General features: G+C 73.5%; 11 protein-coding genes. 1 reads left to right on the plus strand and 10 read right to left on the minus strand.

What is annotated here, in order from left to right:
- Window positions 1-52: 52 nt before the first annotated feature.
- The 5 genes from ABZ805_RS19315 to eno form a co-directional block, all read right to left on the minus strand.
- Window positions 53-1006: a Ppx/GppA phosphatase family protein gene (locus ABZ805_RS19315; protein ID WP_358441914.1), complete on the minus strand. Its 954-nt coding sequence runs from the start codon at window positions 1004-1006 to the stop codon at window positions 53-55.
- A 225-nt stretch (window positions 1007-1231) separates the two neighbouring features.
- Complete coding sequence (locus tag ABZ805_RS19320; RefSeq protein WP_358441917.1) at window positions 1232-3004, minus strand: lytic murein transglycosylase; 1773 nt, start codon at window positions 3002-3004, stop codon at window positions 1232-1234.
- Between the two features lie 292 nt (window positions 3005-3296).
- On the minus strand, window positions 3297-3797 hold the full coding sequence (locus ABZ805_RS19325; RefSeq protein WP_358441920.1) for a DUF501 domain-containing protein: 501 nt from the start codon (window positions 3795-3797) through the stop codon (window positions 3297-3299).
- A gap of 1 nt (window position 3798) precedes the next feature.
- Complete coding sequence (locus ABZ805_RS19330) at window positions 3799-4350, minus strand: septum formation initiator family protein (protein ID WP_358441923.1); 552 nt, start codon at window positions 4348-4350, stop codon at window positions 3799-3801.
- A gap of 56 nt (window positions 4351-4406) precedes the next feature.
- The gene (gene eno / locus ABZ805_RS19335) at window positions 4407-5693 is read right to left on the minus strand and encodes a phosphopyruvate hydratase (RefSeq protein ID WP_358441925.1); all 1287 of its coding nucleotides are present in this window, start codon (window positions 5691-5693) and stop codon (window positions 4407-4409) included.
- A 277-nt stretch (window positions 5694-5970) separates the two neighbouring features.
- Between eno and ABZ805_RS19340 the strand changes: the two genes are divergently transcribed.
- Window positions 5971-6348 carry a tetratricopeptide repeat protein gene (locus ABZ805_RS19340; protein ID WP_224958898.1) on the plus strand — a complete coding sequence of 126 codons (378 nt, stop codon included), beginning with the start codon at window positions 5971-5973 and terminating at the stop codon, window positions 6346-6348.
- Between the two features lie 238 nt (window positions 6349-6586).
- Here the strand turns inward: ABZ805_RS19340 and ABZ805_RS19345 are convergent, their stop codons facing one another.
- The 5 genes from ABZ805_RS19345 to ABZ805_RS19365 form a co-directional block, all read right to left on the minus strand.
- Window positions 6587-7405: a lytic murein transglycosylase gene (locus ABZ805_RS19345; RefSeq protein WP_358441927.1), complete on the minus strand. Its 819-nt coding sequence runs from the start codon at window positions 7403-7405 to the stop codon at window positions 6587-6589.
- 350 nt (window positions 7406-7755) lie between these two features.
- Entirely contained in the window at window positions 7756-8568 is an 813-nt protein-coding gene (locus tag ABZ805_RS19350) for a lytic murein transglycosylase (RefSeq protein WP_358441930.1), read from the minus strand.
- Between the two features lie 125 nt (window positions 8569-8693).
- Window positions 8694-9779 carry a MazG family protein gene (locus ABZ805_RS19355; protein WP_358441933.1) on the minus strand — a complete coding sequence of 362 codons (1086 nt, stop codon included), beginning with the start codon at window positions 9777-9779 and terminating at the stop codon, window positions 8694-8696.
- A gap of 175 nt (window positions 9780-9954) precedes the next feature.
- Complete coding sequence (locus ABZ805_RS19360; protein WP_358441936.1) at window positions 9955-10884, minus strand: SurA N-terminal domain-containing protein; 930 nt, start codon at window positions 10882-10884, stop codon at window positions 9955-9957.
- Between the two features lie 63 nt (window positions 10885-10947).
- A partial coding sequence (locus ABZ805_RS19365; RefSeq protein ID WP_358441939.1) for an LCP family protein occupies window positions 10948-12188 on the minus strand: 1241 nt, incomplete at its 5' end.

Raw genomic sequence — 12188 nt, forward strand, 5'->3', positions numbered from 1 at the left:
TCCAGAAACCAATCCATCCACGCCCCGGAGGCGATCGACCACACTCTGAGAACTAGCTGATGGAGAGGGCGATTCCGTCCAGGATGTCGTGCTCGGACACGGCGACCGCATCGATCCGGGCGCGCTCGGCCAGCTCGTCCGCCAGCACCTTGACGACGAGCGCACCACCACTGATGACGTCGACCCGGCCCGGGTGCATGGAACCGATCGCCGCACGTTCTTCATGAGTCATCGCCAACAGCTCCGAAGTCGTTTCCTCCAGTTGTTTCTGGGATAAACGGGAAAGGTGAATTGCCGCGGGATCGTAAACCGGCAAGTTCTGCGCCACCGCGGACAGCGTGGTGACGGTTCCGGCGACGCCGACCCAGGTCCGCGCGCCGGAGGCGTCCACCGCCGCGAACGCCTCGTCGAGGATGCCGCGGGCGACCCGCTCGGCCTCGGCGACGTCCGCCGCGGACGGCGGATCACTGTGCAGGCAGCGCTCGGTGAGCCGCACGCAGCCGACGTCGGCGGAGAACGCGGCGTCGATCCGGGCCTGCGCGCCGTCCCACTCGCCCACGACCAACTCCGTCGAGCCGCCGCCCACGTCGGTGACCACGAACGGGCCATCGGCGGGGTCGAAGTCACCGACCGCACCGATGAACGACAGCCGAGCCTCCTCGTCCCCGGTGATCACCTCGGCGTCGATGCCCAGGGTGTCGCGCACCATCGCGAAGAAGACGTCCCGGTTCGCGGCGTCCCGGGTCGCCGAGGTCGCCACCATCCGGATCCGCTCCACGCCCTTGCGGCGCGCGATGGCGGCGTAGTCGACGAGCGCCGCGCGGGTGCGCTCCAACGCCTCCTCCGCGAGCCGGCCGGTGGCGTCGACGCCCTGGCCGAGCCGGACCACCCGCATCTCGCGGTGCACGTCGCGCAGGTCGCGGGCGCCGTCGGAACCCGCGGTCACGTCGGCCACCAGCAACCGGATCGAATTCGTCCCGCAGTCGATCGCGGCCACCCTGGACATGGGCTTCTCCTAGCGCTGTTCCGTGGTCCGGAGCCGGTGCCCCGTCCTTCGATCGGCGACCACGCTAGCCGCTGTGGCGGCCGAACTCACCGGTGGCGTGTCGGCGCAACTCGAAATCGGGGAACGTCACTGAACGGAGTGAACAGCTTCCGCCGCCGGTCAGGTGGGACGCACTGATCGGTCCGGACGGCGGTACGACCCGAACTCACTCACCCGATCGGATGATCATGGGCGAGGAGCGAAGTCGGCGGGAACCTCGCACGCCTGCAGCGGGCCCGATGCCGCGGGCCGCACGAGGACGACCTCGCCGGGCTTCGCCTCGTGCGGGTCGGTGGTGCCGGGCTCCAGCCGGGCCCCGGCGTCCTGCCCGCGCGGGACGAACCGGCCCTCGTCGAGCACCGCGGCGTCGCACTGGTCCGGGACGCCGGCGGCCCCGGGGACCGTCGAGGTGACCGGCGTGCTCGGCTCGGTCGGATCGGTGTTCGCCGTCGGGTGGGAGGCATCGGTCGGGCGGGAGGTCTCGGGCGGGCGGGTGCCGGACGTGGGGCGCCCCGGGGACGACGGGGGCGCGGTGCTCGACGGGGCCTCGGTGGCGGGCGGCGCGTGGTCCGGCGGTCCGCCCGCCGCGGGCGGCCGGGAGGGTGCCGGTCCATCGGCGGGCGGGAGTTCGCCGGTCGAGCTGGACGGCGGAATGGCCGAGGGCGGCGAGGGCGGCGCGGTGGACGGCGGAGCACCGGGCGCGTCCGGCGGCGGTTCGGCAGGAGCGGGCTCTCCGGGCGGCGGCGCAGCGGGCGACGGGACATCGGGCGACGGCGCACCGGACGACGAGTCATCAGGCGACGGCGCGTCCGGCCGCGGCGGATCGGCGGGGACCGCACCGGACGTCGGCGGCACCTCCGACGCCGAGCCGTCCGCAGGCGGAGAGCTCGGCGACGCCGTACCCGGACCGTCCGCCTCGGATCCCGGCGGCACGCCCGGCTCGCCGGGCTCCGCGGTCGACGCCCCCGGCCAGGTGGGCCGCGCGTCCGAGCCCGGCGCGTCCGGCGCTCCGGGCGACGGCGGGGTCTGCGCCGAGGCCCCCGGGACACCGGCTTCCTGCGGCGCCGCGATCACCGGCGCGGGCCGGGCGTCCGGCAACCTGCTGCCCGCGAGCACGTCGCGCCCGTCGGATTCCGGCAGCGGCTCCACCGGCTGCGGGAACGCGCCGTTCGAGTAGGCGTCGGCCCAGTTCAGCACGGTGCGCACGTAGTCGTCGGAGTGGTTGTAGCGGAACACCGCCTCCGCCAGCGCCCGCGGTTCCCGCAGATCTCCCCCGGCGCTGCACAGGTAGGCGCCCGCGGTGGCCGCCGCGTCGTGCACGTTGTGCGGGTTGAGCTCGCCGTCGTCGTTGCCGTCGAGGGCGTACTCGTTCCAGGTCCCGGGGACGAACTGCATGGCTCCGACGGCGCGGTCCCACACCGGGTCGCCGTCCAGGCTGCCGCCGTCGGTGTCGGGGATGGCGGCGACGCCGGGCCCGCCGTCGAGCCGGGGCCCGAGGATCGCGGACAGCGTGGTGCCGTCGACGTCGACCTTCCCGCCGCGGGCGTGCCCGGATTCGATGCGGCCGATGGACGCGAGCACCGACCAGTGCACGCCGCAGCCCGGGTGGGTGCCGATGAGCCGGTCGGCTGCGCCGACGTAGGCGGCCATCATCGGCTCGGGGATGTCGAGGCGTCCGCCGGGCTGGTCGTCGGGCGGGCCGGGCAGCCGTTGCGGCCTGCCCGCGAGGTCGAGCAGTTCGGTGCTGGGCTCGCGGGTCTGCGGCAGGTGCCCGCTCGCGCCGTAGAGCCCGCTGTCCGGGGCGGATTCGGCGCGGCCGTCGCGCACGGTCGGCGGCGGCAGCGAGAGCAGGGTGCTGGAGGCGGCGACCAGGAGCAGCGTGGGGGTGAGCGCGGTCGCGGCGCGCCACCGGCGCCGGTTCCGGCGGCGAGCGGTGGGACGGGTGTTGCGAACTGCCACGGTGCCTCCAGCCCCCACGAGATCGTCCGCGACCAGGGGCTTTCGCCACCGGCGCTGGATCCGTCACCACCGTGGCACGAAGCGGCGCGTTACGACGCTCGCGCTCACTCCATCGAGTGGCATTAATAGCCACTTCGATCATGCAGCGTGATCACGGCCGCTGATCGAACACGATGGAGTGGATCTCCGCAGCTCAGGCGCTCATCCGAATGCCGCAGCGCGGCTCGGCCACCGGAGAACGGGGACGGCGGAGCGGGAGGGCCCGCGGCGACCGCGCGCCGCGGGCGGAACGTCAGCCCGCGGGCTCGGCGGCGGGCTTCTCCGGCCAGCGCCGCTCGATGATCTCCAGCGCCTCGTCGCCGAACGGGTTCACCCCGGGCCCCTTGGCCAGCGAATGCGCCACGTGCACGTGCAGGCACTTCACCCGGTCCGGCATCCCGCCCGCCGTGACCAGGGTGCCCAGCGATTCGATCGCGTCCCGCTCCGCCAGGTAGGACTCGTGCGCCAGGCGGTAGCGCTCCGCCAGCTCCGCGTCCGCGGCGAGCCGGTCCTGCATCTCGCGCATCAGGCCCTCGGCCTCCAGCGTGGAGCAGTGCCCCACCAGCCGGGGCGAGGTCAGGTAGTACAGGGTCGGGAACGGCGTGCCGTCCTCCAGGCGCGGGTGCGTCTGCACCACGGCCGGCTCCCCCGCCGCGTCCCGCGCCGCCACCGCGCGCAGCCCGCGCGGCGGTCGGCCCAGCTGGCGGGCGATGCTGTCGCGGTCGCTCGCGGCGACCGCCGAAGTGTTGCTCACGTCAGTTCCCTGTCAGCGACTTCCACAGATCCGAGTACCAAGCGCCGTCGTCCTCCGGTGCCGGCGCCGTCGGCGGGGCGGCCGGTCGGCCGGGCAGGTCCACGATGTACGGCGTCTCCCCGGGCCGCACGTACCCCAGCCGGGAGCGGGCCTCGGCCTCCACCCGCTCCGGGTCGGAAAGCTGCGCCTTGCGCAGTTCCAGGTCGCGCACCTGCTGGACGAGCTCGGTGCGCTGCTGCTCCTGCGCGGCGAGTTCACCGCGCTGGCTCAGGTAGGTCCGCAGCGGCACGGACACGCTCAGCGCCATCGCGCACAGCAGCAGCGCCAGCAGCGCCGCCCGCCGCGTCGAGGACAGCTTGAACGCGCCCGCGGTCTCCGAGCGGGAACCGGTCTTCGGCCGCGGCCGGGAACCCGATTGGGCTCCCGGCCGCGTCCCGGACCGCTTCGCGGTGGTCGGCGCCTCCGTGCGGCGGCGCGCACCGTTCCCGCGCGTCGACGGGGAACCGTCCCCGCGACGGCGCTGCTGTCGATCAGAAGATCGCCCGCTCGGCATCGTCCGCACCCGTCGTCGTGGTCACCCGGCCTCGCGGACCGCTGGTGACCAGGATGTCACGCCTCCAGGTTGAGCCGCGGGAAAGCCAGCTCACCCGCGTAGCGGGCGGCGTCCCCGAGCGCTTCCTCGATGCGCAGCAGCTGGTTGTACTTGGCGACCCGCTCGCTGCGCGCCGGGGCACCGGTCTTGATCTGGCCGCAGCCGGTGGCGACCGCGAGGTCGGCGATCGTGGTGTCCTCGGTCTCGCCGGAGCGGTGGCTCATCATGCTCTTGTAGCCGCAGGAGTTCGCCAGGTTCACCGCGTCCAGCGTCTCGGACAGGGTGCCGATCTGGTTGACCTTGACCAGCAGCGCGTTGCCCGCGCGGCGGTTGATGCCCTCTTCGAGGCGCTCCGGGTTGGTGACGAACAGGTCGTCGCCGACCAGCTGCACGCGCTCGCCGAGCTCGCTGGTCAGCTGCACCCAGCCGTCCCAGTCGTCCTCGCCCAGCGGGTCCTCGATGGACACCAGCGGGTAGTTGTCGAGCAGCTCGGTGTAGTAGCCGGTCATCTGCTCGGCGCTGCGCTTGGACTTCTCGAAGGTGTAGGCGCCGTCCGCGAAGAACTCGGTGGCGGCGACGTCCATCGCGAGCACGATGTCGGTGCCCAGCTTGAACCCGGCCTTGTCCACCGCGACCGCGATGAGGTCGAGGGCCTCGCGGTTGTTCGGCAGGTCGGGGGCGAAACCGCCCTCGTCGCCGAGTCCGGTGGGCAGGCCCTTGGCCTTGAGCACCGACTTCAGCGCGTGGTAGGTCTCCGCGCCCCAGCGCAGCGCGTCGGAGAAGGAGTCCGCACCCACCGGCGCGATCATGAACTCCTGCACGTCCACCCCGGTGTCGGCGTGCGCGCCACCGTTGAGGATGTTCATCATCGGCACCGGCAGCACGTGCGCGTTGGGGCCGCCGACGTAGCGGAACAGCTCCAGGCCCGCGGAGTCCGCGGCGGCCTTCGCGACGGCCAGCGAGGCGCCGAGGATGGCGTTGGCGCCGAGCCGGGACTTGCCCGGGGTGCCGTCGAGGTCGACGAGCTTCTGGTCGACGACGCGCTGCTCGGTCGCGTCCAGGCCGGCCAGCTCTGGGCCGATCTCGTCGAGGACCGCTTCGACGGCCTTCTCGACGCCCTTGCCGCCGTAGCGCTCGGCGTCGCCGTCCCGCAGCTCGACGGCCTCGTGCTCACCGGTGGAAGCGCCCGACGGGACGGCCGCGCGGGCCAGCGTGCCGTCTTCCAGTGCCACTTCGACCTCGACGGTGGGGTTACCGCGCGAGTCCAGGATCTCGCGGGCGCCGACCTGTTCGATGATCGCCACGTGTGCTCCTAACCAGGGTTTGAGGTATGGGCGGCCCGCCCGACTCGCTCGTGCGCGCGAGCGGGCGCCGATCGCCCCACGACCGCCCCCGAGCCTATCGGTGGGCGCGAGGGCGGTGCGGCCGACTTCGCGCACGCCACACCGCGCGCTCGCGCCGGAGCGGCCGAGATCACCCCGGCGACCACGCGCCGTGATCGAGAACGGCCGGGACGGGCGCGGACGACATCCGCTCGGCCGTCGAGGAACACCGGGACCGGCACGTACCGTTGTGCGGACCATGAGCAGCGAAGGCACCGTTGAAGCGTTCCGCCGGGCGGAGAGCCTGGTCGCCCAGCGCAGGCCCTGGGAAGCTCTCCGCGCACTGCAACCCGTGCTCGACATCGCCGAGGACAAGCCCTCCGTCCAGCTGCTGCTGGGGAGGGCTTACTTGTTCACCGCCCAGTTCCGCCGAGCGGAGGCCGCGTTCCTGCGGGTGATCGAGCTCGATCCGTCCGACCACTACGCCCGGCTGGTGCTGGGCCGCACGCTGCAACGGCAGGGGCGGCTGCGGGAGGCTCGCAGCCAGGTCCAGCTGGCGGCGGTGATGAACCCGGACCCGGCCTACCAGGAGGCGCTGGGCGAGATCAACGCCCGGCTGGCCACCCGCGGCGGCTGAGCCGGGGCGGCGCGACCGAACTCGCGGGCGCCCGGCCCGCGGGTCGTGCGGTGCGCGGTTCAAGGGGTCGCGGCGGGTCACGCGGTGCGCGGTTCGAGGGATCACGGCGACTCACGGATCACGCGCTGCACGGCTCAGGGATCGCGGCGGGTCACGGCTCGCGCGCTGCACGGCTCACAGTTCGCGGCGGCTCACGGATCACCCACCGCGGCTCGCGGGTCGGGCTGCGCTCGCCGGGTCAGCCGCGACGGCTCGCGGCCGCCGAGTAGCTCTCGGCGATCGCGTACACCTTCTGCCCGTACTCCACCGAGTTGTTGTACGACATCACCGCGCCCCACCAGCCCGTGCCGGTGGTCAGGTCGCGGCCGCTGGAGCACAGGTAGCGCGCGGCGGCCATCGCCGCGTCGTCCAGGTTCTGCGGGTCGCCGAGCCCGTCGCCGTTGCCGTCGGTGGCCCACTTGCGCCAGGTGGACGGGATGAACTGCATCGGGCCGACCGCGCGGTCGTGCACCGGGTCGCCGTCGAGCGCGCCGCCGTCGGTGTCGCCGATGGCCCGGACACCGGGGGTGCCGTCCAGCGGCACGCCGATGATGGGGCTGGAGGGCACCGCGTCGTCGCCGAGCACCCGGTTCCCGTAGCGCCCGTGGTTGGACTCGATGCGGCCGATCCCGGCGAGCATGGCCCAGGAGATCCGGCAGCTCGGCTGGTACTGGCGCATCGCCAGGTCCGCGTTCACGTAGGAGATCAGGGCGCGGGCGGGCACGTCCGCGGAGGACGCGACGTGGTCGGCCCACTCCCGCACCGGGTCTTCGCCCGCGGGCGCGGGTTGCTGCGCGGGCTCCGGGACCAGGGGCGCGGCGGAGCCGGGCAGCACCGGTGCGGGTTCCACCACGACCTGCTCGGGCGGCGGTCCGGCCGCGGGTGCAGCGTCGGGCCGGGTGAGGGTGGAGGCGAGCGCCACCCCGGCGCCCAAGGTGGCGACGAGGGCCAGCGCCACGGCCAGCCGCCCGACGGCGGCGGCCACTGCGCGCAGCCGGGATGCGGTCGGGTCGGTCACGCGATCAGGCTACTTGCCGGTATCCGCGAGAACTAGGAGCGAACACGAATCGACCATCGGCCGACCCGAACCCGCGCGGCCGGATCGATCGGGCGTCCCCGGATCGGCGGCGAACCAGGCTCGACCGGTGGCGAACCAGGATCAGCGGCGAAACCCGGTTCGGCTGGTCGCGAAACCGGATCAGCGGCGAACCCGCGCGGCCGGGCGCGAACCCGGCTCGGAAGCGGACCCGGCCCGATCGGCCCGGACCCGTGGCGGACCCGGCTCGGTCGTTGCTGAACCCGACCCGGTCGGTCGCGAACCCGGCTCGATCGGCGACGAACCCGGCTCGGCCGGTGGCGAAGCCTCGCTCAGTCCGTCGCGAACAGGCTGCGGCTGGTCTTGCCGTAGTGGTCCGCGTGGTCGAGCACGTCCTGCCCGTAGTCGTGGCTCTCGTTGTAGTCGAGCAGCGCGGCCCAGAACCGGTCCGGGTCCTGCATGTCGCCGCCGACGGTGCACAGGTACTCGGCGGCGGCGAGGGCGGCGTCGTCGATGTCGTGCGGGTCGGCGATGCCGTCGCCGTCGGCGTCCACCGCCCACCGCTCCCAGGTGGTGGGGATGAACTGGAGGGGCCCGATGGCCCGGTCGTAGACGGGGTCGCCGTCGAGCCTGCCGCCGTCGGTGTCATCGATGCGCTTGACGCGGTGGCTGCCGTCCAGCGGCAGTCCGATGATCGGGGTGCTGGGCCTGCCGGTCTCGTCGAGGCGGGCGCCGCCGTAGCGGCCGTGGCTGGATTCGATGGCGCCGATCCCGGCGAGGGTGCTCCAGCCGAGTCCGCAGCCGGGATGGCTCTGCTCGACGGCCGTGGCGGCGTAGCCGTAGGCCTGCAGGGCGACGCGGGGGATGTTGAGCTCGTCGGACATCGATTCGGCCCAGGCGGTGAGCTGCAGCTGGGGCCGCTGGGTGGTGGGCAGCGGCGGGCCGCCCTCGGGCAGCACGGTGAGCGGGGGCGGGTCGACACCGCCGTCCGGAGGCGCCACGGCGGGCGGCGGGACGGCTTGCACGCTCGGACTGATCTGCTCGGGTTCGCGGTCCACTTCGATGCCGCACGAGACGAGCAGCGCGACCATCGGTACCACTCCGGCGAGCCGCCACGACCTGCTCGTGCTGAGTTGCTGCGACACGAATGCCCTCCCTTTCCTCGCCCCAGTGTGCACGTACCGGATCATCACCCGGGAACGAACCGGACTTTTCGCCGCCACCGCCCGGTTCGGCGGGTGCGCGGGTGCCGCCGGTCGGCTCGTCGGGATCAGCCGCCGGCGGCCGGGCCGCGATCGTTCTCGCTGGTCGCGCCGTCGTCCGCCCAGTAGTCGGCCCACTGCTGCGAGGTGAGCCGGTGCGGGTCGTGCCCGTCGGCGCGGGCGGCGGCCTCGGCCGTCCGGACGCGCGCGGCGAAGTCGAGCGCGGCGGCGCGCAGCTCGTCCTCCGGGTCTCCGCCCTCCAGCCGGGCGCGCGCGACGAGGGCGAACGCGCTCGCGCCCGGCGTCCCCGCCGCGGTGAGCAGTTCGCGCGGCACGCCTGCCCGGTCGGCGCGGTTCACCAGCTTGGCCGCCAGCGCGGCCGCGGGCTGCCCGGTCGCCACTCCGTCCACAATGGATTCACGTTGCTTCTCGCGCTGCTTCAGCTCGTCCCAGCGCAGCTGCTGGGACTCCGCGTCGTGCACCGAGCCGGCCTCGGTGAACACGTGCGGGTGCCGGGACACGAGCTTGCCCACCAGGTCGGCGGCGACCTCGTCCACCCCGAACGGTTCAACGCGGTCCTCGGCCGCGATCCGCGCGTGGAACAGCACCTGCAGCAGCACGTCGCCCAGCTCCTCGCGCAGCGACGGCCGATCCCGCTGCTCGATCGCGTCCAGCAGCTCGTAGGTCTCCTCCACCAGGTAGCGGCGCAGCGAGTCGTGGTCCTGCTCCGCGTCCCACGGGCACCCGCCCGGCGAGCGCAACCGGTCCATCACGGTCACCGCGTCCAGCAGTTCCACGCCCACCGGCGGCTGCGCCCCGAGCAGGGCCGCGCCCGCGTCCAGCAGCGCCACCGCCTGCTCCGACTGCACATCCGGCGCGAACAGCACGACCGGTTCGCGGCCCGCCCGGGCGAGCAGCTCCGGCACGTCCGGCGTGCCCGGATCGTCCAGCGCCGAGACCGTGGCCGGGGAGAGTCCCGGCACCACGTGCACCGCAGCGGCCCGGCGCAGCGCGGGCACCGCCGCCGCCGGGATCACGTCCCCGAGCCGGTCGTCCACGACCACCACCGCCGTTCCCGGTGCCACCGCCCCGGTGTCCGAGAACCCCGAGTTCGCGCCGATTCCGCCGGAAGCCGCTGAACGTGCGTTGTGCATGGCGCGATTGTGCCAACCGCGCGGCGGCCATCGGTCGCAGTGCTCGATCCATGCCGCGGAGGGTGCCGGGCCGTCCGCCCGCGCCCCCGGCCGACACACCGGCGCATCACCCGGTACGGGTGATCTCGACCGGACCTCGCCGCAGAAGATCACCCGTTCAGCCGCAGCCGGCCGGTCAGGAACGCGCGCTGGGCAGCACGATCCCGATGGTCTCGTCCTGGTTCGGCGCCGCCGAGAGACCGAGCTCGTCCCACACGCCGTAGCGCGGGCTGAGCTCCACCCCGACTTGCTGCGCGGTGACCCGCAGCAGCTGATCGCCCAGGGCCTGCATCTTCATCTCGTCGGCGCCCGCGGCGCTCGGCGCGGGCGGCGGCGGTGCGACCTCGCGCTGCTTGATCCGCACCACCGTCCACTGCCCGGACTGCGGTTGCAGCTCGAACGCCATCGCCGTGCCGGTGCGCGCGCCGAACAGCGGCGTGCCCGCGGCCAGGTCGGGCACGTCGGCGGAGCGCAGCCGCTGGTCGGCCGCGGCACCCGTGCCGGACTGCCGGTCCTCGGCGATGAGCGCGGCCGATTCCGCGTCGCCGCCCGCCATCCGCCGCACCTTCTCCTCGGCTTCGCGCCGGTTCACCGCGGAGGTGACGTCGTAGGTGACCGACAGCCGGTCCACGTACTTGCGCCCCAGCTCGGCCGCGAGCAGCCTGCTGCGCACCACGTCCTGGATGTCGCTCTCGGTGTAGATCTGGCCCTTGCTGGCGGCCTGCGGCCCACCGGCGGAGTCGATGACCTCGGCGACCCGGCGCTCGTCCACGTCCAGGCCCTCGGTCCGCGCGGCCTGCTTCGTCAGCTCGCGGCGCACCAGGTCGGCGGCCATCCGGCGGGTGAGCTCGCCGAGCATGCCCTGCTCGGACAGCTGCGCCTTCGCCTCGGGTTCCTTCTCCAGCACCGCGCGGTAGCGGCTCTGCACCTCGTTGATCGGGATGCGCGCTTCTCCGACGAACGCCGCGGCACCGGCCTTGCCCGGTTCGACACCGCAACCGGCGAGCAGTGCGCAGCAGAGCAGGATCAACGCGAGCGGGCGGGCCCGGTGCATGGCGGAACTCACAGCGATCACCCTCTCACGAGATCATCGCAGGGTGAACCCTGCACGCACCGGGTCCGGATCCGGTCAGTTCACGCAGGGCACGCCGCCCGCGGTGATCGGCTGCTGCTGGTCCTGCGCCTGCGCGGGCCGCAGCCCGTCCAGCCGCAGCGCCGGCGCGCCCGCGAAGTTCACCGCGCCCGGGCCGTCGTAGTCCGCACCCAGGTACACCTCGACGGTGCCCGCCGGGACGGAACCGCTGGTGCGCACCGGGATTCCGCCGAGGGACGCCGCGACCTGCTCCCCCGCGTCCTGCTCGCCCGCGGCGACCCGCACCGAGGAGGAGCTCGCCGACGCCGCGTTGCCGGTGGCCCCGGTGCCGAACCCCTGCGCCGCCAGCCGGTCCGCCACGCTCGCGGCCAGGCCGGTGATGCCGGAGGCGTTGTAGACGTCCACCGAGATCTCCGCCGGGGAGCTCGACTCGGAGGTCTCCGGCGTCGTCTCCCGCTGCGTCTCCGGCGACCGCTCGGCCTGCTGGCGCACCGCGCGTTCCTGCGGGGACAGCAGCAGGTCCGCCACGAACCGGTGCACCTCGTCCTCGTCGGCCTGCACGTCTTCGCGGCCGGACGGGCCGACGAGTTCCACCGGGATGGTGTGGAAGTCGATGTCGCCGCCCGCGATTCCGGACATCTGCTGCGCGAATCCCATGAGGTCCCAACCGGAATCGACCACCACCGACTTCTGCAGCGCCCCCACCAGCTCGCCGAGCCGCACCGGGTTGCCCAGCGTGCCCGCGGACAGCACCTTGTTCGCCAGTCCGGACATGAACACCTGCTGGCGCACCACCCGGTCCAGGTCGTAGTTCGGCAGGCCGTAGCGCTGGCGGACGAAGGCCAGCGCGTCGGCGCCTTCGATGGTCTGGCGCCCGGCGGAGAACACCGCGCCGGAATGCGCGCTGTCGTCCACCGCCTCGTTCAAGCACACCTCGACGCCACCCACGGCCTTGGTGACCTCGTAGAACCCCAGCAGGTTCACCTCGGCGTAGTGGTCGATGCTGGTTCCGGAGAGGTCTTCGATCGTTTTGATCAGGAACTTCTGGCCCTCGGCCTTGGACTGCAGCTCCAGCTGCTTCTCGTCGGTGACGCCGTCCTGCTCCAGCCGGTGCCGGGCCTCGCTCTTCGCCCGGCCCAGAGCCGAGTTGAGCTTCTGCTCCCCATAGCCGTTGCCGAGTTCGACCATGGTGTCGCGGGGGAAGGAGACCGCGCTGGCGCGTTGTCCGCCGTTGGGGATGCGCACCAGGATCATGGTGTCGGTGAGGTCGCCGCCCT

This window comes from Saccharopolyspora sp. NPDC047091, from assembly GCF_040643635.1.
Classification (GTDB): Bacteria; Actinomycetota; Actinomycetes; order Mycobacteriales; family Pseudonocardiaceae; genus Saccharopolyspora_C.

Excerpts from the sequence above, each read along its gene's own strand:
- ABZ805_RS19315 (WP_358441914.1), bottom strand. The coding sequence starts at position 1,006 with ATGTCCAGGGTGGCCGCGATCGACTGCGGGACGAATTCGATCCGGTTG.
- ABZ805_RS19355 (WP_358441933.1), bottom strand. The coding sequence starts at position 9,779 with ATGCACAACGCACGTTCAGCGGCTTCCGGCGGAATCGGCGCGAACTCG.
- ABZ805_RS19330 (WP_358441923.1), bottom strand. The coding sequence starts at position 4,350 with ATGCCGAGCGGGCGATCTTCTGATCGACAGCAGCGCCGTCGCGGGGAC.
- ABZ805_RS19340 (WP_224958898.1), top strand. The coding sequence starts at position 5,971 with ATGAGCAGCGAAGGCACCGTTGAAGCGTTCCGCCGGGCGGAGAGCCTG.